The organism is Pantoea sp. (assembly GCF_028283705.1).
Classification (GTDB): domain Bacteria; phylum Pseudomonadota; class Gammaproteobacteria; order Enterobacterales; family Enterobacteriaceae; genus Pantoea.
This window is the reverse complement of the sequence record NZ_JAPWKD010000015.1, coordinates 72,921-96,713: the sequence shown is the minus strand read 5'-3', so window position 1 is coordinate 96,713 and position 23,793 is coordinate 72,921. Positions and strand designations below refer to the sequence as shown.

Annotated in this window: 22 protein-coding genes; 8 read left to right on the top strand and 14 right to left on the bottom strand. The window is 57.4% G+C overall.

Features of this window, described 5'->3' with window-relative positions:
- The first annotated feature begins 137 nt into the window (after positions 1-137).
- The 4 genes from PW844_RS13205 (at position 138) to PW844_RS13190 (ending at position 4,656) form a co-directional block, all read left to right on the top strand.
- On the top strand, positions 138-1,649 hold the full coding sequence (locus tag PW844_RS13205; protein ID WP_299452266.1) for an anion permease: 1,512 nt from the start codon (positions 138-140) through the stop codon (positions 1,647-1,649).
- Between the two features lie 173 nt (positions 1,650-1,822).
- Entirely contained in the window at positions 1,823-3,466 is a 1,644-nt protein-coding gene (fumA, locus tag PW844_RS13200) for a class I fumarate hydratase FumA (protein ID WP_299452264.1), read from the top strand.
- Between the two features lie 270 nt (positions 3,467-3,736).
- Positions 3,737-4,213: a hypothetical protein gene (locus tag PW844_RS13195; protein WP_084873978.1), complete on the top strand. Its 477-nt coding sequence runs from the start codon at positions 3,737-3,739 to the stop codon at positions 4,211-4,213.
- A 17-nt stretch (positions 4,214-4,230) separates the two neighbouring features.
- Entirely contained in the window at positions 4,231-4,656 is a 426-nt protein-coding gene (locus PW844_RS13190) for a DUF3830 family protein (protein WP_299452259.1), read from the top strand.
- Here PW844_RS13190 and PW844_RS13185 read toward each other — a convergent pair.
- Entirely contained in the window at positions 4,653-5,654 is a 1,002-nt protein-coding gene (locus PW844_RS13185) for an alpha/beta fold hydrolase (protein ID WP_299452257.1), read from the bottom strand. The two genes, PW844_RS13190 and PW844_RS13185, sit on opposite strands and share 4 nt — an antisense overlap.
- 62 nt (positions 5,655-5,716) lie before the next feature.
- Between PW844_RS13185 and PW844_RS13180 the strand changes: the two genes are divergently transcribed.
- Positions 5,717-6,340, top strand: a complete 624-nt coding sequence (locus PW844_RS13180; protein ID WP_299452254.1) for a TetR/AcrR family transcriptional regulator — start codon at positions 5,717-5,719, stop codon at positions 6,338-6,340.
- A gap of 39 nt (positions 6,341-6,379) precedes the next feature.
- Here the strand turns inward: PW844_RS13180 and glnT are convergent, their stop codons facing one another.
- The 11 genes from glnT to PW844_RS13125 all read right to left on the bottom strand — a co-directional run bounded on the left by glnT (position 6,380) and on the right by PW844_RS13125 (position 19,232).
- Entirely contained in the window at positions 6,380-7,747 is a 1,368-nt protein-coding gene (glnT, locus tag PW844_RS13175) for a type III glutamate--ammonia ligase (protein ID WP_299452252.1), read from the bottom strand.
- 12 nt (positions 7,748-7,759) lie between these two features.
- On the bottom strand, positions 7,760-8,746 hold the full coding sequence (locus tag PW844_RS13170) for an aldo/keto reductase (RefSeq protein ID WP_299452250.1): 987 nt from the start codon (positions 8,744-8,746) through the stop codon (positions 7,760-7,762).
- A gap of 10 nt (positions 8,747-8,756) precedes the next feature.
- Positions 8,757-9,920: an aromatic ring-hydroxylating dioxygenase subunit alpha gene (locus PW844_RS13165; protein ID WP_299452246.1), complete on the bottom strand. Its 1,164-nt coding sequence runs from the start codon at positions 9,918-9,920 to the stop codon at positions 8,757-8,759.
- 1 nt (position 9,921) lies between these two features.
- Positions 9,922-10,989 (bottom strand): LLM class flavin-dependent oxidoreductase, encoded by a 1,068-nt coding sequence (locus tag PW844_RS13160; RefSeq protein WP_299452243.1) that lies wholly within the window; start codon positions 10,987-10,989, stop codon positions 9,922-9,924.
- Positions 10,990-10,991: 2 nt separating this feature from the next.
- Entirely contained in the window at positions 10,992-11,873 is an 882-nt protein-coding gene (locus PW844_RS13155; protein ID WP_299452241.1) for an amino acid ABC transporter permease, read from the bottom strand.
- A gap of 67 nt (positions 11,874-11,940) precedes the next feature.
- Positions 11,941-12,723: an amino acid ABC transporter ATP-binding protein gene (locus PW844_RS13150; RefSeq protein WP_299452239.1), complete on the bottom strand. Its 783-nt coding sequence runs from the start codon at positions 12,721-12,723 to the stop codon at positions 11,941-11,943.
- On the bottom strand, positions 12,720-13,487 hold the full coding sequence (locus tag PW844_RS13145) for an SDR family NAD(P)-dependent oxidoreductase (protein WP_299452237.1): 768 nt from the start codon (positions 13,485-13,487) through the stop codon (positions 12,720-12,722). The genes PW844_RS13150 and PW844_RS13145 overlap by 4 nt, the downstream gene beginning before the upstream one ends.
- Positions 13,475-15,112 (bottom strand): FAD-dependent oxidoreductase, encoded by a 1,638-nt coding sequence (locus tag PW844_RS13140; RefSeq protein WP_299452234.1) that lies wholly within the window; start codon positions 15,110-15,112, stop codon positions 13,475-13,477. The genes PW844_RS13145 and PW844_RS13140 overlap by 13 nt, the downstream gene beginning before the upstream one ends.
- A complete protein-coding gene (locus tag PW844_RS13135; protein WP_299452232.1) occupies positions 15,109-15,996 on the bottom strand; it encodes an ABC transporter substrate-binding protein in 888 nt (295 codons plus the stop codon). Before PW844_RS13135 ends, PW844_RS13140 begins: the two co-directional genes overlap by 4 nt.
- Before the next feature lie 253 nt (positions 15,997-16,249).
- Entirely contained in the window at positions 16,250-17,587 is a 1,338-nt protein-coding gene (locus PW844_RS13130) for an aryl-sulfate sulfotransferase (RefSeq protein ID WP_299452230.1), read from the bottom strand.
- Between the two features lie 124 nt (positions 17,588-17,711).
- On the bottom strand, positions 17,712-19,232 hold the full coding sequence (locus PW844_RS13125) for an aldehyde dehydrogenase family protein (RefSeq protein ID WP_084873965.1): 1,521 nt from the start codon (positions 19,230-19,232) through the stop codon (positions 17,712-17,714).
- 248 nt (positions 19,233-19,480) lie between these two features.
- Here PW844_RS13125 and PW844_RS13120 point away from each other — a divergent pair, with 248 nt between their 5' ends.
- On the top strand, positions 19,481-20,044 hold the full coding sequence (locus tag PW844_RS13120; RefSeq protein ID WP_299452226.1) for a methyltransferase domain-containing protein: 564 nt from the start codon (positions 19,481-19,483) through the stop codon (positions 20,042-20,044).
- Here the strand turns inward: PW844_RS13120 and PW844_RS13115 are convergent.
- A complete protein-coding gene (locus PW844_RS13115; protein WP_299452224.1) occupies positions 20,032-20,757 on the bottom strand; it encodes a glutamine amidotransferase in 726 nt (241 codons plus the stop codon). The genes PW844_RS13120 and PW844_RS13115 overlap by 13 nt on opposite strands.
- A gap of 183 nt (positions 20,758-20,940) precedes the next feature.
- Here PW844_RS13115 and PW844_RS13110 point away from each other — a divergent pair, with 183 nt between their 5' ends.
- Positions 20,941-21,825, top strand: a complete 885-nt coding sequence (locus PW844_RS13110) for an EamA family transporter (RefSeq protein WP_208717104.1) — start codon at positions 20,941-20,943, stop codon at positions 21,823-21,825.
- Between the two features lie 36 nt (positions 21,826-21,861).
- Positions 21,862-23,226, top strand: a complete 1,365-nt coding sequence (locus PW844_RS13105) for a CoA transferase (RefSeq protein WP_299452222.1) — start codon at positions 21,862-21,864, stop codon at positions 23,224-23,226.
- Between the two features lies 1 nt (position 23,227).
- Here the strand turns inward: PW844_RS13105 and PW844_RS13100 are convergent, their stop codons facing one another.
- Positions 23,228-23,788 carry a molecular chaperone gene (locus tag PW844_RS13100; protein ID WP_299452220.1) on the bottom strand — a complete coding sequence of 187 codons (561 nt, stop codon included), beginning with the start codon at positions 23,786-23,788 and terminating at the stop codon, positions 23,228-23,230.
- Positions 23,789-23,793: the final 5 nt, after the last annotated feature.

Sequence of the window (23,793 nt, the reverse complement as noted above, 5' to 3'; positions counted from 1 at the left end):
CTCTCTTCAATATTGCAATTCAGGAAGCATTAAAGACGTAACGGCAGCTTAAAAAAGTATCAGCTGAGCATTAATAACGGTAACACCTGTTGTCCCGGAACGTTAATCGCATTCTCCACAACTTGCAGACCAAAACCATGAAAACACAAACTACCCAGAGTGAACCCCTAAAAGCGCCGCCTGCCGCGCCGGGGAATAAAAACCGGCTCATTATGTTATGCCTGCCGGTGGTGATCGCTGTGCTGCTCCTCCTGGTGCCAACTCCCGCAGGGCTGGAGCCTTACGCCTGGCACTTCTTCGCTATCTTTGTCGGGGTGATTGTCGGCCTGATCTTCGAACCGCTGCCTGGTGCAGTGATTGGCCTGACCGGCGTGGTGGTCATCGCGTTGTTCAGTCAGTATCTGCTGTTCAGCCCGGCGGAACTGGCCGATCCGAAGTTCAAAATGGCCGGCCAGTCGTTCAAATGGGCGGTAAGCGGCTTCGGGAACTCCACCGTGTGGCTGATCTTCGGTGCCTTTATGTTTGCCGCCGGTTACGATAAAACCCAGTTCGGTCGCCGTCTGGCGCTGATTCTGGTGAAATATCTTGGCCGTCGCAGCCTGACGCTGGGTTATGCCATTACCTTTGCTGACCTGTTGCTGGCACCGTTCACTCCTTCTAACACCGCACGTAGTGGCGGGACCATCTATCCGATTATTGCCAACCTGCCTCCGCTGTATGGTTCAAAACCCAATGACCCCAGCGCACGCAAAATTGGTTCTTATCTGATGTGGGTCGCTATCACCGCCACCTGTATCACCAGCTCGATGTTCCTGTCGGCGCTGGCTCCGAACCTGCTGGCGCTGGCGCTGGTAAAAAGCGTAATTGGCTTCGATATCACCTGGGGCATGTGGTTCCTTGCCTTCCTGCCGTTGGGTGTGCTGCTGATCCTGACCATGCCGCTGCTGGCTTACTGGCTCTACCCGCCAGAAGTGAAACTGAATGACGAAGTGCCACGCTGGGCAACTGCCGAGCTGGCGAAACTGGGCAAACTGTCACGCAATGAAATCCTGCTGCTGGTGTTCGTGATTTCCGCGCTGCTGATGTGGATCTTCGCCACCGACTGGATTGAACCGGCGATGGCCGCCCTGCTGGTAATCGTGCTGATGCTGTGGACCGGCGTACTGAACTGGAGCGACATCACCAGTAATAAAGCCGCATGGAACACCTTCGCCTGGTTTGCCACCCTGGTGGCGCTGGCCGATGGTCTGGCTAAAGTTGGCTTTATTGCCTGGCTGGGTAAAGAAGGTGGCCAATTGCTGCAAGGCTATGACCCACAAGTTTCCGCCGTGGTACTGCTGATTGCCTTCTATGTTCTGCACTACCTGTTCGCCAGCACCACCGCGCACACCACCGCGCTGCTGCCTGCCATGCTGACCATTGCGGCGGCTATCCCAGGCATCAATATGCCGGTGTTCTGTCTGATGCTGTGTACCTCACTGGGTGTGATGGGCATCATCACCCCGTACGGTACTGGCCCCAGCCCGATTTACTACGGTAGCGGCTATCTTCCTACCAAAGACTACTGGCGTCTGGGCACCATCTTCGGCGCACTGTTCCTGGTATTGCTGATGGTGATTGCTTATCCGTGGATGGTGCTGATGTTCTGATGATGTTGCTTCGATGTTAAAAATCGCAGCCGCGAAAGAATGTTAAAATGCTATGATACTCGCCAGTCAGCCCCCAGGCCGGGCTGGCGAGAGAAAAAACCTATAACGAATCGCTAATGATGCAGCCCGTCTTCTCTGTAGCTGGCGGGCTTCACATAACTGAGTGAGCCAACATGTCGAATAAACCCTTCTTCTATCAGAATCCTTTTCCTCTCGCCAAAGATGATACTGAGTACTACCTGCTCAGCCGCGATTATGTTTCCGTGGCAAATTTCGATGGCGAAGAAGTACTGAAAGTCGATCCCAAAGCGCTGACTGTGCTGGCACAGCAGGCATTCCATGATGCCTCTTTTATGCTGCGTGCCTCCCATCAGAAACAGGTGGCGGCAATTCTGGCGGATGACGAAGCCAGCCAGAACGACAAATATGTCGCGTTGCAGTTCCTGCGCAACTCCGAAATCGCCGCCAAAGGCGTGCTGCCGACCTGCCAGGACACCGGTACCGCCATTATCATGGGCAAAAAAGGTCAGCGTGTGTGGACCGGTGGCGGCGATGAAGCCGCACTGTCGCAGGGCGTGTATAACACCTTTATCGAAGATAACCTGCGTTACTCACAGAACGCCGCGCTGGATATGTATAAAGAGGTGAATACCGGCACCAACCTGCCCGCGCAGATTGACCTCTACAGCGTCGATGGTGACGAGTATAAGTTCCTGTGTATTGCCAAAGGTGGCGGTTCCGCCAACAAAACCTATCTGTATCAGGAAACCAAAGCGCTGATCACCCCGGCCAAACTGAAGAACTACCTGGTCGACAAAATGATGTCACTCGGCACCGCCGCCTGTCCGCCCTACCATATCGCGTTTGTGATTGGCGGCACCTCAGCAGAAAGCACGCTGAAGACGGTGAAGCTGGCCTCCACCCACTACTACGACTCGCTGCCGACCGAAGGTAATGAACACGGTCAGGCCTTCCGTGATGTGCAGCTGGAGCAGGAACTGCTGGAAGCCTCGCAGAAGCTGGGACTCGGTGCGCAGTTCGGTGGCAAATACTTTGCTCACGATATCCGTGTGGTACGTCTGCCTCGTCATGGCGCCTCCTGCCCGGTTGGCATGGGCGTTTCCTGCTCGGCGGACCGTAACATTAAGGCGAAGATTAACCGCGAAGGGATCTGGATCGAGAAACTGGAAGACAATCCGGGTCGCTTTATCCCGGAAGCGCTGCGTCAGCAGGGCGAAGGCGAAGTGGTGCACGTAGACCTCAATCGCCCGATGTCAGACATTCTCACCCAGCTGTCGTCGTTCCCGGTATCCACCCGTCTGTCATTGAACGGTACCATTATCGTGGCGCGCGACATTGCCCATGCCAAACTGAAAGAACGCATTGATAACGGTGAAGGTCTGCCGCAGTACATCAAGGATCATCCGGTGTATTACGCTGGTCCGGCCAAAACGCCGGAAGGTTATGCGTCTGGGTCACTTGGCCCGACGACCGCCGGTCGTATGGATTCCTATGTAGATCTGCTCCAGGCCAACGGCGGCAGCATGGTGATGCTGGCGAAAGGTAACCGTAGCCAGCAGGTAACCGATGCCTGCCATAAACACGGCGGCTTCTATCTCGGCAGTATCGGCGGTCCGGCCGCGGTACTGGCGCAGCAGAGCATTAAGAGCCTTGAGTGCGTCGAATACCCTGAACTGGGAATGGAAGCGATCTGGAAGATTGAAGTGGAGAACTTCCCGGCGTTTATTCTGGTGGATGATAAAGGTAATGATTTCTTCCAGCAGATCCATAATCAGTGCGCGGCCTGCGTGAAGTAACCTTCCCTGAGGTGCGCAGCAATGCGCACCCTTTCCTCCCCCCGCCGAATTACGCGATAAATCGCGCCGCTACACATTGGTGCACGCTGCACTCTGGCATAGCAGCCGGATGATCACATGAACGCGCGATTTCTTCGCCTCTACGCTAAATCGTTATTAATTAACTGATTAATTTTCTCCTTCTCATGGCACAAATATTGCTCAATTTAATTATCTGATTAATTAAATTCGTGGCATGCGCCACATTCACGCCAACACCAGGAGAACGTTATGACGGTCGATGAAGCGATAGCGCTGTTTGACGCGCAACGCGAAAAGATCTGGTTTGAACAACCGGCAGAAATTGCCGCACTCGGTAGGGGGGAAGTGCCACGCGGCACCGGTGCCCGTGGTCAGTACCTCAGCACCATCATTTTTGCCGAAGGGGAAACCCGCACGCTGGCGGATGAAATGCTGTGGGGGCTGATCCGTGTCGGGGAAGACAACCCGACAGCGGATCTGAAAACCCTGCAATTGCTAATCAAAGAAATCATGGGTTACAAAGCCAACTTCTTTGACTTCGTCAGCCTGCCGGATGCCGCCCGAATGCTGCACACCTATGTCGAGGTGGCTGGCGAGTGTGAAACCCTGAGCGATCTGGTGCGCTTGTCCCACAGCGCCCTGTCCTGGGCTAACCGCCTGCATATGTGGGTTGATTTTATTCTTCCCTGGGGTCTCGGGGACGGTTTTCGTCGCGTTAAAGCCTGACTGGGAGAGAAAACATCATGAAACTGGCTATGCATGTTGCCGACAAGAAGATTTGCGTCATCGAAGTATGGGAAGACAAAGTGCCCAATCTGGCGAAAGTGTTGCGCGAAAAACTGCCGCTGAAAAGCGTGCTGCAACACGGCAAACTGATTGGCGACATGGTGTTCTTCACCCTGCCGATCGTCGCTCCGTGGGAAAACAAATACCTGACGCAGGATGTCGGTAAACTGCGGCGCGAACAGTACGGTGAAGTCACCGGTGCCGTGTGCTACTACAGTCCGCGCCAGCAGATGTGCGTGGTGTATGGCGACGATACAGCTGACGAGCCGCTGCCGATCTCCTATATCGGTCAGGTGATCGAAGGTAAGCTGGAACTGCGCGTCACCGGGCTGGAAACCTGGTTCGATCAGGGCCGCATTGTCGAACTCAGTATTATCGATTAAAGATAAAGCAGTGCCTGCATGGCGCTGTCAATCTGTGCCGATGCCTCCGCAAATCGAGCGGGTGCACCGGCACAATGCCCATAAGGTGAAACCAGCGGACGTAACTCGCCCTGACGCAATTCCGCCACCTCCAGCGCCGCCTCTTCCAGCGTAAAATAGCGATCGTTGTCGCACGGCATGACGATGCAACGCGCGCCAATCTGCGCCAGCGCCGCGCGCCAGTCGCCCCCGGCCAGCAAACCGACATCAGCGTGATACCAGCTATACAGCGCACTCAGCAAATCATTGGCGTCCAGCGCCTGATGATCCCGTTCCCAGTCCACCAGCAGCGCCTCCAGTGAGTCAAAGCCCAGATCGTGCCAGCGTGCCTCGCGGAAGAACCCGGCGGAATAGGCCCAGCCTGCGTAAACCCGGCCAAAAGCCGCCAGGCCGCGCAGCGGCGGCGTTGAGTAATGACCCTCAGCAAACTGCGCGTCACAGCATAGCGCCGCACGCACCCCATCGAGAAATACCTGATTATTCGGCCAGCAACGGGCTGAACCACACACCGCCAGCAGGCTCTGCACCTGTTGCGGTCGCGCCACGGCCAGATGCCATGCCTGCATCGCGCCCATTGACCAGCCATACGCCAGCGCGATTCGATGAATGCCCAGGTGTTCAAACAGTAACCGTTCCTGCGCACGCAGATTATCCAGCAACGTGACGCGGGGGAAAGCCGCACCCGGCTGTAAAACTGAATTGGACGGTGATGTTGAGACGCCATTGCCCAGCTTATTCACCAGCACGATAAACCAGCGCGCTGGGTCGAGGGTTTTCCCGGTGCCAATCAACGGCAGATAGCTGGCATGGGTGCCGCTGTAATAACTAAAAATCACCACCGTGTTGTCGCGATTGGCGTTAAGCTGACCAAAGGTTTGATAGCCGATGCGGGTCTCAAGCAGCGTTTCACCGCTAACCAGCGGCAGCTCGCCGAGTCGATAAAAAGCGCATAAACCCATGCCGTTCTCCGTTATCGATATGATAGAGTTAATTAATTAGTTAATTTCATAAGGATGTCGCCATGAAGGATGCCCCAGCCGCAGAACCCGGCAGCAGGAAACCCCGTAAAACCCAGCGCGACGTGGCAGAGTTGCTGCAATCGTCGGCATTTGATCTGTTTGCTACCCAGAATTACTCATCAGTGCGGATTAAGGATATCGCCACCGCTACCGGGCTGAATTCGGCGCTGATTTATTACTATTTCGGTTCCAAAGAAGACCTGTTTATCAAGGTAATTGAATCGGCGGTGGAACGTGCTTTTGTGCAGTTTGACGACATCAAAGCCAACGCCAATGGCCCGCGTGACCTGATCTTCCTGTGGATCGAAATCCATATTCTTCAGTTCCATCTGTTGCAGAAACTGGCCAAAATCAGCCTCGATTACTCCAGCACCAATGGCCGCATCGCCAGCATCGATAAAGCCATCAAAAAGTTCTACGAAAAAGAATCACTGATTCTGAAGAACACCATTAAAGAAGGGATTGCCAGCGGCCTGTTCCGCGAGGTGAATCCGACCGACATGGCGATGCTGATCTCGACCTATCTGGATGGCGTGCTGTTCCGCAACGTGATGTTCCCCAATTTCAAATACAAGCAGGCGATCAACGTGATGCGCAATTTTGTGTTTGAAAGGCTTGATGCCTGAAAGCGGGCGGCGCGTTGCCTCGCGCCGCGACGTCGCTGCTTAAAAAATGGTGCTATAGCGATCAATTTCCCACTGGCTGACATGCAGGTGATAACTGTTCCACTCCTGCAATTTGTAGTGGATAAACTCTTTCTTCAGCGCATCCCCCAATGTCGCCGCGACAAACGGATCGGCATCAAAGGCTTCCACCGCTTCCAGCAGGTTTTGCGGCAGGAAGTCGATGCCGCGCTCGCGGCGTTCTGCTTCGCTGATGGCATACAGGTTGTCTTCATTCGGCTGACGTGGGTCGATCTTCTCGCGAATCCCTTCCAGACCGGCCGCCAGCGCCAGCGTTGCCGCCAGATAAGGGTTCACCGCGCCATCAGCATTACGCGATTCACAACGCCCGCCGCCTGCCGGGACGCGCACCGCGTTGGTACGGTTATTCGACCCCCACGAGTTAAATACCGGTGCCCATGAGAAGTAGCTCATTGCCCCCTGGCGCACCAGACGTTTGTAGCTGTTCACCGTCGGGGCAAACGCGGCGCAAAGCGCGCGTCCATGTTTCAGCAAACCACCGATAAAGTGATAACCGGTGTCGCTCAGCCCCAGTCCCCAGGGATCATCGGCGCTGGTGGCATCACGTTTAAACAGATTGGCCCCGCTGTTGATGTCATACAGCGACATATTGAAATGCGCGCCAGTGCCGGTTTTATCGGCAAACGGCTTCGGCATGGTGGTAGCAATCAGCCCGCGCTGTTTGGCGTAATGTTTCGCCATAAAGCGGAAGAAGATAAAACGATCGCAGGTGGTCAGCGCGTCAGCATAGTTAAAGTCGAACTCGTATTGCGAGTTGCCGTCTTCATGGTCGAGTGAGTAAAGATCCCAGCCCAGCGCATTAATGGTGGAAGAGACTTCATCCAGCCAGCCAAACTGGTCGACAAAGCCCTGCAAGTCATAGCAGGGTTTATTCAGTTTGTTATCACGCTCCGGCACCACCAGACGCCCGTCTTCCTCACGTTTCAGCAGGTAGATCTCACACTCAATGCCAAGGTTAAAGCCAAAACCCATCGCGTTGGCCTGTTTGATGACATTCTGCAATGCCACCCGGGTGCTGAGCGCATAGGGTTCACCCTTGAAGTGGTTATCGGCGGGCATCCAGGCAATTTTCGGTTCCCACGGCAGCTGGATGATATGGTCGAGATCCGGAACCGAGGTCAGCTCGTCTTCGTGCGGCGACTGGCCCAGACCATCAAGAGCATAACCGGTATAACGTTCCGATCCCTGCGCCATCTGATCCAGATGCCCAATTGGCACCACTTTGCCCTTCGGCACCCCGTGGATATCCACGTACGCCCCCATGCAATACTCCACCCCTTTGGCCATCAGGGCCTGTTTGATCTCGGCGATCTGTTGCGCGGTTTTCATTAATGCCCTGCCTTAGTCATGTTCAACAATAGAATGGGGAATATAGGGTGCATCCAGCGCGGCGATTTCATCCGCGCTCAGCGTCAGATCCAGCGCCGCCAGTGCGTCGCTCAGGTGCAGGGTACGGGTGGCCCCGATCACCGCTGAGACCACCGCCGGACGGCTGTAAAGCCAGGCCAGCGCCACCTGCGCCATCGGCACGCCGCGCGTTTGCGCCACCTGCTCCACCACACGGATCACCGCGTTGTCTGCCTGGACGGTCGCGGCATAGAGAAAATCGGTATAGCTGTCGTCCGCGCCACGCGTGCTGGCTTTCGCCGCATCCACCGGACGTGCCAGACGACCACGCGCCAGCGGGCTCCACGGCGTCACCGCCACACCTTCCGCCAGACACAGCGCCAGCATCTCGCGCTCCTCCTCGCGGTAGATCAGGTTGAGGTGGTTCTGCATGGCGATAAAGCGGCTCCAGCGTTCGTACTTCTGGATTTGCAGTGCTTTGCTGAACTGCCAGGCGAACATCGATGAAGCACCGAGATAACGCACCTTACCTGCCTTCACCAGGTCATGCAGCGCTTCCAGCGTCTCTTCAATCGGCGTGTCGTTGTCCCAGCGATGGATTTCGTACAGGTCGATATAGTCGGTGCCGAGACGACGCAGGCTGTGATCGCACTCCTGCATAATCGCCTTGCGCGATAGTCCTTTGCTGTTCGGGCCGCTGCGCATCGGGTTATATAATTTGCTGGTGATCACCACTTCATCACGCTGTGCAAAATCCCGCAGTGCACGGCCAAGAATTTCTTCACTCGCCCCTTTGGCGTAGATGTTGGCGCTGTCGAAAAAGTTAATCCCCTGCTCCAGCGCCTCGCGGATCAACACCCGGCTGGCCTCTTCATCCAGCGTCCAGCTCCGGCCACTGCGCGCCGGTGGCGCATAGGTCACCGTTCCCAGACAAAGTGCAGAGACCTCCAGGCCAGAGTGGCCCAGCTTCACATAACGCATTGCCTGCTCCTCACTCCGCCATGCGGATTTTCAGGTAATTGGCCAGATGCCAGACGGTGGTTTCAAGGTGGCTTAACCGCCCCGGCCGGGCCAGACGCGAACGGCTGCCGCGTTGCTGCTCGGCATTGATCCACTGGTCTTCATCGATAATGGTCATGCTACCCTGCTTCATACTCGCGGCAGTCTGGGCAAAGTCATCACGCGCAGCGGATTCAGGCGATACCAGCACCACACGATGCCATTGGGTGGCATGCGGGGAGATGGGCAAAATGGCGCTGATGGAAATACGATCCGGGTTGAGTGAAATCAGGCAGTTGGGATACAGCAGCACCAGTTCGCTGTAACGCATCTGCTCCTCGTTCAGGCCGCTAAAGGGTTGCAGTCCTTCGGTCAGAATCTCGCTCAGCTCACCATTTTTGCGCAGTGGCTGATGGCAGATGGTCCAGCCCGGGCCATCATCAATGATGGAGCTGAGGCGACCGGGGAAGCTGTCCTCCAGCGTGGTGCGGTGCACCGCCGCGTGGTGGTAGCACTCCATAAAGGTCTCGATGGCCATCTTCCAGTTGTAGGGGCAGTCGTAATCCAGCGTGTAGGCGGTAACCAGATCGGCAAAGTGATAACGCTCGAAACGCTCTGCCATCGGGGCCAGCCGTTCGGCCATCGACGGCGCATCAGCATTGAAAGTGACGAAAATCATGCCGAATACCACCTCATGGCGAATCTTTGGCAGGCTGCACTGCTGCCGGTCAAAATCCTGCGCCTGATTCATGGATGGCGCACCGCTCAGCTTGCCGTGGGTGTTATAAGTCCAGTTGTGGAAAGGACAGATAAACGATCGGCTGTTACCGCTGCCCTGTGCAATCGGTGCCCAGCGATGCAGACAGACATTGGAGAACACCGCAATACCCTCATCGTTGCGCACAATCAGCAGCGGCTCACCCACTACATCCAGGGTGAAAAAATCATTCAGGTTAGCGACCTGCGAGACATGGCCGACAAACAGCCAGTCCTGGCGGAATACCTTATCTTCTTCGAGGCGGAAAAAGCTGTCGCTGTTATAGGCCTCAGGCGGCAGCGTCTCTGCGCGGCTGGCATCATGTCGCTGCTGTTCCAGCATGCGTTGCAGGATGCTGTCACCGTCGTCAAACACCACATCAATTTTCTCGCGATACATTTCACTCTCCTCTGGTGGTGCGAAGGGTCAATGGACCAAGTTCTTTTTCCAGCAGCGGCAATACGCGTTCGCCAAACAGCGTCAGTGAACGGCGCGCATCGGCAATCGGCATATCGCCAAACTGGAAGAAACAGTTGTAATGGCTGGGGCGGATGGCACGGATCTCCACCAACATGCGCTCGGCGACGGTTTCCGCGTCGCCAATCATCAGGTTGTGACTCACCGTCTCCAGTGACGGCTCATCCGGCAACGGCGGCGCATGGATAAACGCCTGCTCGCTGACGCTGGTGTTCTCGCGCAGGGCGGCGATCATACGGGCCACAAACAACGCCCGCTCGGCAGCGGCATGCGCCTGCTGACGATTTTCCGTGACGTGGATGTACTGCTGCACCGCCACTGGCATGTCGGCATTCAGACCCGCCTGCTGCCAGCCAAGGCGTGCATCCGCCACCATCTGTTGCAGCTTGTGGCTGCCGCGATAACCCGCGGTAAAAAACGGCGTCGCCTGCCAGCTCTGGAACTGCGCAATCAGCTGCGGATTGGACGAGGTGAGATAAAGCGGCGGCAGCGGCTTTTGCAGGGTGTCGAGCAGAAAATCGGTACGCAGTGGCTGGCCGAAACGGTCCGGCGACTGGGTATGTCCCTGAGTCAGGGCATCGCTGATAAACTGCCAGTGCGCCAGCAGTTGCTGACCCCGGGTTTCCACATCTAAACCGTAACGATCAAACTCCCACGCCTGGTAACCACTGCCGATGCCCAGCACCAGCCGTCCTTCCGTCAGGCGATCCACCAGGGCTATCTCCTGCGCGATACGCATTGGTTGATATAACGGCAGCACCACAACGGCGGTGCCTAGACGGATACGTCGGGCATAGCCCGCCATATGTGCCACCAGCATCAGTGGTGATACGCTGAGTGAATAGTTGGTGAAGTGATGCTCGGCAAACCAGGCGGTATCGAAACCGATCTCTTCCGCCAGCAGCACCATACTGCGCATATCCTCAATCACCCCTTGCACACCGCGCGGGTTGTCCTTGTAGGACATCAGATTAAACAGACCGAGTTGCATAATTAGCCCCGCGTCCAGCGATAATGATGTTCAACACGCGCCTGCACCAGACTGAGTACGGTGGTGGCGGCCAGATACCAGATACAGGCGACGATCAGCAACGGAATGTTTTCGTAGGTGCGTGAGTAGATCGCCTGAGCCGAGTAGAGCAAATCCGACAGGGAAATCACGCTCACCAGCGAGGTGGTTTTCAGCATGCCAATCACCTGATTGCCGGTCGGCGGGATGATAAAAGGGATGGCCTGCGGCAGAATCACCCGCTTCAGATACTGGCCGCGCGTCATACCCAGCGCCCGCGCCGCTTCCTGCTGACCATCATCCACCGACGAGATGCCCGCCCGGATAATCTCCGCCATATAAGCCGATTCATTCAGGCCAAGACCGAGGATCGCGGCCGCCAGTGGGGTAATCAGATCGTTAGTGCTGCCGCTCCACAGGGTAAACAGGCCGGGAATACCGAGACTGACCTGCGGATAGAGCGCCGCGAGGTTGTACCAGAAAATCAGCTGCACCAGCACCGGTGTGCCCCGGAAGAACCAAATCCAGCCCCGGCTGAAACCGACTACCAGCGGGTTACTGGAGAGGCGCATCACCGCCAGTACCACGCTGAGCACGATCGCCAGCAGCATAATCACCAGCGTCAGCCAGAAGGTGGTCCACAAGCCGAGCAGGATAGTGGGTGAAAACAGGTATTTGCCCACCGTGCCCCAGGCGAAATTCGGGTTGGTGATCATCGAATGCGCCACCAGCGCCAGCAGCACGGCCAGCACCAGTGCAGAGATCCAGCGGCCTGGATAGCGCTGTGCCACCACGTGGCGGGTATGATCCGCTGTGGCGTTCAGCGGGGAGGTCAATGTTTTATCCGTCATCAGCGTTCTCTTCATCGTTTCAACCGGACAAATTTAATTAACTGATTAATTAAGATCTACAGTTTGCGTCGACATCTGTCAATCACTCTGCGCTCACCGCGTGCACACGGGCGAGGAAATCCCGGGTGCGCGGATGGCGGGGAGCGGCGAAAAAGTGCCTGGATTCAGAGACTTCAATAATCGCGCCGTTATCCATAAAAGCGACACGATTCGCCACATCACGGGCGAAGCCCATCTCGTGGGTGACGATCACCATGGTCATACCGTCGCGTGCCAGATCGCGCATGACCGCCAGCACCTCTCCCACCAGCTCTGGATCGAGCGCACTGGTCGGTTCATCAAACAGCATCAGCGAGGGTTTCATCGCCATGGCACGGGCGATAGCCACCCGTTGCTGTTGACCGCCGGAGAGCGCCGCCGGGCGTGAATGATAACGATGGCTCAGGCCGACGCGATCCAGCAGCGCTTTGGCTTCCGCCATGGCCTGCGCGCGCGGCACTTTTTTCACTGTCATCGGCGCTTCCATTACGTTTTCCAGCGCCGTCATATGGCCGAACAGATTGAAGCGCTGAAACACCATGCCGATATTGACGCGGTTGCGCGCCACGTCGGCCTCCTTCAGCTCGTAAAGCTTGTCCCCTTGCAGGCGATAGCCCACCATGCCGCCATTGACCCACAGCTCGCCGCCATCGATCTTCTCCAGATGATTGATACAGCGCAGAAAGGTGGATTTGCCGGAACCGGACGGACCGATCAGGCACACCACTTCCCCCTGCTCAACGCTGAGATCCACGCCTTTGAGGATCTCCACGCCGTGAAACGATTTGGTGACCTGCCGGGCATCCACCATTAACGTTTTGCTCATCTCGCCTCCTGTTCGGTCATATACCAGGTATTCAGGCCACCGCTGTCGAGGATCAGCATCTGGCCGGTAAAAGACGCCGCCGCATCCGAGGCGAGGAAAGCGACACTGCGCGCTACCTCCTCCCCGCTCACCGGTCGTTGCAGCGGTAGCCGTGCCACCTCGCGTGCCAGCTCCGGTTCGTCAGTGGCCCAGTGGCTATCGGGATCGCGGATCGGCCCCGGACTGATACCGCAGACGCGGATGCCCAGGGACGCCCATTCGATCGACATCTGCGCCGTGAGGTTCACCACCCCGGCTTTCGACGGCCCAAAAGCCCCGGCATTGGGGTAACAACGATGGGCCGAGGCCCCGGCTATGTTGATGATGACGCCCCCCGGTGCCATCAGCCGCACCGTTTCCACACTGATCACAAAGGTGCCGGTCAGCTGGGTATGCAGCACCTGCTGCCATTGTTCGTCGCTCAATTCCAGCAACGGTGCCGAAGCCGAGGCACCGGCGTTATTCACCAGCAGGCACGGCGTACCGAGGGTATGCACCACCTGTGCCAGCACCTGCTGCACCGCATGGCGGTCGGTGATATCAACCTGCCAGAACGCCGCGTCAGCGCCCTGCTGTTGCAATTGCGCAACGGCCTGTTGCGCCGCATCACAATCGTTGCGTACCAGCAACGCGATGGCATAGCCCTGCAGCGCCAGCTCGCGGGCCATGTGCAGCCCGACGCCGCGCGAACCGCCGGTAATCAGCGCGGTTTTTACGCTGTGCATAATGTTGGCTCCTGTGTTAAGGCCTGATGGCGCGCCAGCAGCGATGTGCCACAGATGTAACCCCAGGTCAGATTGGGACCGAGTGTGGTCCCGGCCCCCACCGCTTTGCTGCCGATCGGATTCGCCATCGCCGCACCGGCGCAATATAACCCGGCCAGGGGCTGGCCATCCCGATGCAACACGTTGCCACAGGCATCGGTACGCGGCCCGCCTTTGGTGGCGAGGAAGGTACGGTTAAACGGGATAGCAATAAAAGGCGCATGGCAGATCGGTGCCAAACCGCCCTGCAAGCGCCGGTCTGCTTTGCCATGTGCAGCGCTGAGATGGCGCGAGAAATCCACATCCAGCCCCTGCGCACAGCCCTGATTAAACCGCGCCACACTGGCTTGCAGCGCCCCGTCCGGCAACGCCAGTTGTTGCTCCAGCTGTGCCAACGTTGCGGCCTGGCGGATCCAGCCGGGTGAGCGCCAGCGGTAGTAACGCAGCAATGGCGCACGCCGCAGCAGATGCACATCGCTGATCAGCCATACCGGCAGATGTCGCGGTTGTCCCTGATCATCACGCGCATCCAGCTCGGCCCCCAGATTGAAGACAAATTCATTGGTAAAGCGCTGGCCGTGACGATTCACCAGGATCGCGTTAGGTTCGTAATGAAAGAAGATCGATAGACCACTCCAGGGCTGGCCCGGCAGCGCCGGGATACCACCACTGATAGTGGCCTGATCCATATGTGCCAGCTGCACACCGGCTGCCTCTGCCATACGCTGTCCGTCACCGCTGTTATCCTGCGGGCTGGCGATAAAGTCGTACGGACCGGGAAAGTGCTGACTGCGGCGTTGTTCATCCCATTCAAATCCCCCACTGGCGATCACCACGCCGCAGCGTGCTGTCACCTCCAGCACTTTCCCCTGATGCAGATAACGCACACCGCTGACCTGATGGCTGCCATTCATCAGCAATCGCTCCGCCGCCGCTTCAGTGATCAACTCACAGCCCGCCGCCTGGCAGGCATCAAGCAAACCAGCCACCAGCGCCGCGCCTTTGGTCAGCTCTCCGCGCCACTGGCGACGCAGCAACTGCGGCAGATGACGCAGATGCGTGCGCACTGGCTGGTGCCAGAGATCGCTGCTCAGCAGTTCGTGGTAGGTAAACAGACGCGGCAACGGCGTGGGCCGTAAGCGCCACCGCCGCCGGGGTTGTAACGGCAGCGGTGCCAGCATCCGGCCCTGCTGCACTGCCCCCGCCAGTGGCCACAGAGGATCGCTCTCCCCAGTGAGGGCAAAACGCAGTGCGCTGTGTTGTTCAATAAATGCCAGCATTGACGCGGCCTGTTGCGTCATGGCCTGCCACAGCGCATCTTCGGTGCTTTGCCAGCCATCGGGGGCCGCTGCGCGCAGATAGTCGAGTGCCTGCTGCGCTGAATCTGCCAGCCCGGCTGCGCGCGCATGGTGGTTAGCAGGCACCCAGGTGGCACCACCGGACATCGCCGTGGTGCCACCCAGCCAGGCGCTTTTTTCCAGCACCAGTACGGATAAGCCACCGACCGCCGCGCGCAGCGCTGCACACAGCGCCGCGCCGCCGGATCCGATGATCAGCACATCACACTGGCGTTGCTGCACCGTCATAATGGCTGCGTGCTGGTGAGGTTGATGCCGGGTTTATCCAGCTTCATCGCCTCCAGATCCCACTTCTCCATGATCCTGTCGTAAGTGCCGGTTTCATGCAGCACGTTGAGCGCCTTCAGCAGTACATCCGCCAGCTGAGTGTTCTCTTTCGCCACCACGATGCCGAGGTAGTATTTCGGCATCAGCGGCATCTGCACGGTGCGGATCGGATGTGGCGCTTTTTTCTTAATATCATCGACCGAGGCCGCATCATTGAGGACGAAATCCACGCGTCCCGAATAAAGGCCCAGCAGCACCGCGTCCGCAGAAGGCAATGTCACCTGCTGGATCGCCGGTTTACCGTTTTTGCTACAGTTCGGGCTGTAGATCTCGCTGATGGCTTTTTCAAAGTCAGTGCCGGTCTGTACGCCTACTTTCAGGCCACACAGGGTCAGCGGATCATTGGTGATGGATGTCTCGCTGGCGAGGGTGTACACCTCGCTGGTGGCGTAGGCATAGTTAACAAACGAAACCTGCTTTTCACGTTCGTCACTGTCTGAGATGCACTCCATCGCCACATCGTAGCGACCACTTTTCACCCCAGGGATCAGACCGGCGAAATCAATCGACACCGGTTTGACTTTAACGCCCAGTACCTGGCCGAGTGCATCCCACAGATCCGGCTCGAAACCGACCATGGTTTTATTATCTTCGGCGAAGGATTCGCACGGCGGGTAATGGGCATCGGTGACCAGGTTGAGGGTTTTACTGCTGCGGATTTTTTCCGGCAGCTGGGCATGCAGGTCAGCATGCATTTTCAGCGGTGCGTCAGCCGCCTGAACAGCAGATTGCGTGAGGATAGAAACCAACAGCGATGCAGCAACAACCAGACTTTTCATTCTCATGCTTTTAACTCCAGTAGAAAGGCAACATGCCTGAAGACCCTGATGACTTAAAAAAGCAAAAAACGAAGATGGTGCGCAGGAAGAATTGCAAGCGCTATGCCAGTTTTTAAATAACTGATTAATTAATCATGGGCGCACAGAGCGCAAGGGATAGCGTGCCAGGCGGCGGCTGGTGCGGCCTGGCGCGTTGAACAGAGAATCACCAACGGAGTGCAGAAAGTGAGCTAATGGTGCAGAGATTGACCAGCCTGGATTATTTTGACGGCAGACACCCAGGCAATGCCGGATAGCGCGAGCAGTCAGCGGCGACTGCCTGCTCGCTGTGCGGCGTGCCTGCGGGCGCCCAGCGATAATCCACCATGTAGGCACGATAAACGGTGTTTGATACATAATGGTCGCGCGGCATCGCTTTGCCATAGAACGGACTGACGTATTCCCAGACGATCTGCCCCTGCGGCGTCACCTGAAACAGCCGTCCGTTCTGCCCTTCATTGATCAGCGTGTTGCCATTCGGCAGACGCTGGGCATTGCTGATATAAGCACTATAAAAGGTCGAGATCGCCTGGCCCGATTTCTCACCGGTGTATTCCCAGACAATCTGCCGGGTCTGCGGATTCACCTCAATCACGCGTGATGCAGAGAAAAAGCCCTGCCGGGTGGGTGGAAAACCGGCATTGCCCTGGTTGTCAAAAATCAGCAGATTACCAGCACCAGGTAATCCCGGCCCGATCATATGTACATCGTGTTCACCAATCATCTGATCGAGCGGGCGTGGTAGCGGCGTATCCAGTTTCAGGGCCGGATAATCTGGCCCGATACGCCACACCACTTTGCCGCTGTGACGATCGATAATCACCGCGACATTGCCGTTGCGAGAGTTAAATAGGATGTTGTCCGGGGCAAACCGTTGATCCCCTTGATCGAACCAGTGATTCGGGCCGAGTGGTGCTGCGGTATTCATATGCAGGAAATCGGCATCGTTGCTGTCGCGGAGCATCAAAAGCTGCGCCGCAGAAAAACCCAGTTCATCCAGATGATCGGCCACCGACCAGCTCCACACTTTTTTACCCTGCGGCGAGACCTCTTCAATGCTGTTATCAATAATCCGATAAGGATAACCCGGCAGCTGCCGCAACGCGGCCCCCAGTACCAGAGTATTGCCATTGGGCAGACGCTGGATCTCATGATGCTGATGCACCGGCTGCTGCTGGCTACCGTAGTGCCACTGTACCTTGCCGTTCCAGTCCACTTCCGCCACGCTGGCATTCACCAGCCCGTTACCGGGATTGGCCTCTGTTGCCAGCTTTTGCTGCCGTTCCAGCTGCACCAGCAGATGGCCGGGTTGACCACCGGCCCGATCCAGCGGAACCGGCCAGCTGGGAAAACCTTCGTAATGCCAGCGCTGCACCTCTTTACCGGTCATATCGATCAGGTGGGTTTGGTTATCACTGCCGGGAAACAAGACAAAACCGTTCCAGGCGCGCGCGGGATCGTACCAGGTCACGCCAGTGGGTATGGCGCTGGGAATGGCTAAAGCGGTAAAACTGGCTGCCAGTAGCAGGCCGCCAGACAACCTTGCCGCATATCGCATGGTTCACCATCCTGTGTCTGAGAAATGGAAAAGCCCTTAAAGGGTAGAAGCGAATAGTGACAGGATTAGTCCGAATGGGGCATGGCAGGAAAAAAAGCAGCGGGCGAACCCGCTGCCTGAAGGATCAGAAGAAGCCGAGTGGCTGGGTGCTGTAGCTCACCAATAGGTTTTTGGTTTGCTGATAATGATCGAGCATCATTTTATGGGTTTCGCGGCCAATGCCGGATTTTTTGTAACCGCCAAACGCCGCGTGAGCCGGGTAGAGATGGTAGCAGTTGGTCCACACACGCCCGGCTTTAATCGCGCGTCCCATACGGTAAGCCCGGTTGATATCGCGCGTCCAGACACCGGCACCGAGTCCGTACATGGAATCATTGGCGAGGGCGATGGCTTCCGCTTCATCTTTAAACGTCAGCACCCCGACCACTGGCCCAAAGATTTCCTCCTGGAACACGCGCATGCTGTTGCTACCTTTCAGCAGCGTCGGCTGGATATAGTAGCCGCTGGCAAACTCTTCACCCACGCTTTCAATGCCGCCGCCGTGCAGCACCTGTGCCCCTTCCTGCTGGGCAATTTCCAGATAGGAGAGGATTTTATCAAACTGCTGCTGTGACGCCTGGGCCCCGATCATCGTTTCGGTATCCAGCGGATTGCCCCGTTTAATGGTTTTGATACGTTTCATCACCGCCGCCATAAACGGTTCGAAGATCGATTCCTGCACCAGCGCACGTGACGGGCAGGTACAGACTTCGCCCTGATTCAGGAAGCCCAGCACCACCCCTTCTGCCGCTTTCTCAATGAAGCTCTCCTCCGCCTGCATAATGTCTTCGAAGAAGATATTGGGGGATTTACCGCCCAGCTCGACGGTGGACGGAATCAGGCTTTTCGCCGCCAGTTCGAGGATATGGCCACCGGTGGCAGTCGATCCGGTAAAGGCAATTTTGGCGATGCCGGGATGTGAGGCCAGCGCTTCACCGGCTTCTTTACCGTAACCATGGACCACGTTAATCACGCCGGGTGGCACCAGGTCTTTAATCAACTCCATAAACAGGGTGATGGACAGCGGCGTCTGTTCCGCCGGTTTCAGCACCACGCAGTTACCGGCTCCCAGCGCCGGTGCCAGTTTCCACGCCGCCATCAGCAACGGGAAATTCCACGGGATAATCTGCCCCACCACGCCCAGCGGTTCATGGAAGTGGTAAGACGCGGTGAATTCATCAATTTCCGCCGCCGTCCCTTCCTGGGCGCGCACGCAACCGGCGAAATAGCGGAAGTGGTCCACCGCCAGCGGCATATCGGCGGCGAGGGTTTCGCGCACCGGTTTACCATTATCCCAGGTTTCATTGACGGCCAGGTATTCGAGGTTTTCCTCCAGACGATCGGCGATTTTCAGCAGCACCAGCGAACGAGCCTGCGGCGAGGTTTTTCCCCAGGCATCCGCCGCCTTGTGTGCGGCAGCGATAGCGTTATCGACATCATCACGGTCAGAACGCGGGAACTCACCAATCGGTGACGCATTGATCGGCGAGGTGTTAACGAAGTAGTTACCGTTCACCGGTGGCACAAACTCACCGTTGATAAAGTTGCCATAACGCTGTTGTAGTGTAATCAGAGAACCTTGTTCTCCAGGAGCGGCGTAACGCATGGTTTTCTCCTTGCGGGACAGAAGTGATATGCAACAACTTTGAAACCTGTTATTAACATTGATCGATCAAAGACACGCTGTCAGATCTGCCGATGGGAAACTGTGACCGCGCCGAAGGAAAAAACGGTGCGAGGTTATCTGTTTGAGCGATACGGATAATTCTGAGTTTTGCCTGCCACGCAGCAAAAAGCGAAACATGGCCCTTAAATAGGGTCAATATGAAACAGGACACTAACCAGGAGAAAGAGATGTTGGCTTCAGCCCTGACGTTAATGCGCGCCAAAGCAAACTTTGTTCATCAGTTCATTCGTAACCCCCGCAAGATGGGAAGCATTACCCCCTCCTCCGCCACGTTGTGCCGTACCATGACGGATGCCGTGAACTGGGATCACAGCCTGCGTATTGCCGAGCTGGGGGCGGGAAATGGCGTACTGACGCGGCAGATTCTGGACCGCATGTCACCGCAGGCGCAGCTGGATGTGTTTGAGATCAGCCCGGAGCTGGTCAAGACGCTACGCACCTTGCCGGATGATCGGATGCAGGTTCGCGCCTGTTCAGCGGAGTATTTGTGCGGGGAATATGATGCGATCTTTTCTGGTCTGCCATTACTGTCACTGCCGCCGACCACGCGCGAAGCGATTTTGCGTGCCGTCCATGATGCGCTGGGTCCACATGGCGTGTTTGTGCAGTTTCAGTACACCTCGCTCACGCAGCCCAGCCTGTCACGTTATTTCACCTGGCAGCGCCAGCGGGTGCTGAAAAATGTGCCACCCGCCTGGGTCTATCGCTGCACCCGTCATTACGCGCCCTGAGCCTGCACGCGCGGCTGAGGTCGCGTTTGCTGCCAGAAGCTGCGCAGCAGTTCCCGCGCCCAATCTTCGCCCACCAGCTCGCTGCCATCGTCAGACTCACCCGCTGGCAGACAGGCTAACATGATGTTGCGGCTGAATTCCGGGTGGAATTGCACCGATAACGCCTGTGCGGAATAACGCAAGATCTGGCAACCATCCTGTTCAGAGGACGCCAGGACCTGCGCCTGCGCCGGAGGGGTGATCACTGACTGACGATGCGACAACCAGGCCTCGAAATCATCCGGCAGCGCACCCAGCCAGGGATCATTTTCTGCCTGCGGATGGCGCGTCAGCGCCTTGAGTCCCCGCTCCCAGCCATTGGGGTTGTCGGCCACTTTGCCTCCCAGCGCATAGGCCATCAGCTGATGCCCGTAACACACGCCGAGCAGCGGCAACTCCGCTTCCAGCGCAGCGCGAATCCAGGCGGCGGTGCGTTCACTCCATTCGGCATGGTCGGTGACCATCGCCCAGGAACCGCTGAGGATCGCCCCGCTGATGCTGTCAAACGCAGGTAGCGCATCGCCAAGGTGCGGACGCACAATCACGTAATCAGCAGGCTGTAATGCCAGAGCATCAATAAACCAGGCGGGTTGTTCACCAATTTGCGCCACAACGGCCGGTGGCGGGACTTCAAGTTGAATTAAGGCAAGGGGTAACGCGCGGGTCTGTGTCATTCCGAAGACTGTCCTCTGCAAGGTCATATTTCGGAAAACCAGTCTGACAGTAATTACCTGCAATGTCTTATATTTTTCGCAGTTAAGCATTTACAGAAATTATTTTTACCCGTTCTGCACCAAATACATCGCTTCATGCCATGATTAGCCGGTGAAAACAAAATTTGTGTGAAGGATGACATTGTGGCGGTGCGGCATTTTTTTGTGGTTCTGATGGTGGTCTCCATCTGGGCCTTCAACAACATAGCGATAAAGTGGGGATTACTGGAGCTTCCGCCACTGTTCCTGACCTGGATGCGCTTTGTGGTGGTGGCGATTGTGCTGATCCCCTTTTGCCGCATCACCCGTGAACAATTGCCGTGGCTGCTGGCTCTGGCCTTCACCTTTGGTTTTATGCACTTCTCGCTGTTGTTTGTCGGCATGCGTTATACCGACGCCGGGACCGGTGCGATTGTAGTGCAGCTTGGCACCCCGATCGCCATGCTGCTGGCGATGGTGATACTGAAAGAGAAGTTACGCCTGGTGCAGCTGATTGGCATCGCGATATCCCTGAGTGGCGTGGTGGTTCTGTCCGGCAGCCCGACCATTCCCGCCTGGTGGGTACTTTGCATCCTGCTGTGCAGCGCCACCGGCTGGGCAGTGAGCAATATGATTGTGAAAAAATCCCCGCCAATTAAGCCGCTAACGCTAACAGGATGGATTTCGTTCCTGGCGGTGCCGATTGTCGGTGTGGCGTCCTGGCTCACTGAATCACAACAATTTTATTCTCTGAGCCATGCTGGCTGGCGTGGCTGGTTTGGCATTCTCTACAGCGCCCTTGCTTCGTCGATCGTCGCTTATACCCTGTGGTACGCGCTGCTGAAAAAGTACAACGTCAATCTGATCATGCCCTACTCGCTGCTGACCCCGGTGCTGGCGGTGCTGATGGGGATTGCTATTCTGGGCGATAGCCTGAACAGTTTTAAGATCCTGGGCGCTTCTCTGGTGGTACTGGGTACGGCGATTGCGGTGATTAATCTGCGTAATCTGCGCATGCACGCGCGATTTCCGCGTCTGCGCCGTCGCTGAGCGACTTGTGAACCGCGATTTATCCGGAGGCTTCGCATGGATTATTCACTCGCTGCCGCACTCTGGCAGCAGATGTGGCAGGGATTACGCGGCGCAGACGACACTGCGCCCCCACTGGCCTTTTCCCAACCCGATACCTTTCGTTCCTGCTACGCCGTCAGTGAACTGGCGGCCACCAGCATCGGCCTCGCCACCCAGGCGCTGAGCGATTTACTGGGCCGTCCGGCACCGGTAAGTGTTAATGTGCGGCTGGCCTCGCGCTGGTTCCAGCATAGCTTTATCCCCCTTAATCGCCCACCTGCGGCGCTGTGGGACCCGTTTGCCGGTGACTATGCCACCGCAGATGGCTGGATCCGCCTGCATACCAACGCGTCACATCATCGGCAGGCGATGGAAAGCGTGCTCGGCGTGCATGCGGATCGCACTGCGCTGGCGGCGGAAGTGCTGCGGTGGTCAGCCGGGACGCTGGAACAGGCGGTGGTGGATGCGGGTGGCTGCGCCGCCGAAATGCGCAGCGTGCAGCAGTGGCAACAACATCCGCAGGGGATCGCCGTCAGCCAGGAACCGTTGTTCGCCCGTCAGGCCATGGCGGATGGCCCCCTCCCTGGCTGGGCACTCAGTGCGGCGCGGCCATTGTACGGCATTCGCGTGCTGGACCTGACACGCATCATAGCTGGCCCGGTCGCCACACGTTTTCTCGCCAGCCTTGGTGCCCGGGTGCTGCGTATCGATCCCCTCGACTGGCAGGAACCGACACTGGAAGAGGAGATCACCAGCGGCAAACGCTGCGCCCGGCTGGACCTGAAAAGCCGTGACGGGCTGGCACAGCTACGTAGGTTACTGTCCCAGGCAGATGTGCTGGTGCATGGCTATCGCGCTGATGCGCTGGAGAAACTGGGGCTGGATGCTGCCACACGCCAGCAACTGTCACCGGGGCTGGTGGATGTCAGCCTGAACGCCTGGGGATGGAGTGATCCGTGGCGCAACCGACGCGGTTTTGACAGCCTGGTGCAGATGGCGAGCGGCATTGCACATCAGGGGATGCTGTGGAGCGGAAACACAACACCGACACCCTTACCGGTACAGGCGCTGGATCACGCCACCGGTTATATGCTGGCTGCCGCAGTACTGGAAGGATTACGCCAGCGACGCAGTAACGGCACCGGCTGGCAGGCGCGTTTGTCGCTGGCGCGCACTGCGCTGCTGTTGCAGCAGCACGGTTTTGCGCCTGGCAATGAGCAAACCGGCATCGCCTCGCAACCGGACGATGCCCTGCCCGCGCTGGAAATTACCCACTGGGGCATTGGTGCAAGGCTGCGTGCCGCATCATATTTGCCCGGCACGCCCCAGCTGTGGGCGACACCGGGTGTGCCTCTCGGCAGCAGCGTCGCCCGCTGGTAAGTTACTCCGCGTCGTCTTCGCTTTCCGCCAGCTCGTCGCGCATCGCCTGAATCGCTTCACGGCTCAGCATCGCCAGCGTACGGTAGAACGCGGTGCTGGCATGCGCTTCCACTTTGCCCAGGAACGCACCGCACCACGGCAGCAGGTAATCATCAAACAGCGCCAGTTGTACGGCAGACTCATCTTCCGCCGACTGGTCTTCCAGCCAGGAAGCTGCCAGCAGCAACTGACCGAAATGATCCGCAGGGGCTTCACCCAGCGGCATGCCACGCGAGCTAAGAAACGCGCGCACCTCAGCTTCGGTTGGCCCGTTCGGCCACTGCGATGCGTAAGGCGGCACGCTGCAATCGCTGCCCACGAACAAGGCGTTGTAATCCGCCGCCAGCGCCTGCGGGTCGCTGTTCTGTTGCAACCGGGTCAGCAGCTCATCCTGCTCCAGCGGCCACTGCGCCTGTAATTTGCCTTCACGTAACAAAGTGAACAGCGGCATCAGCAGTGGGTCCTGCGGCTGACGATTGAACAGCGAGCCGATGACGCGGCAAAGAATGGAAAACTCATTCATACAAC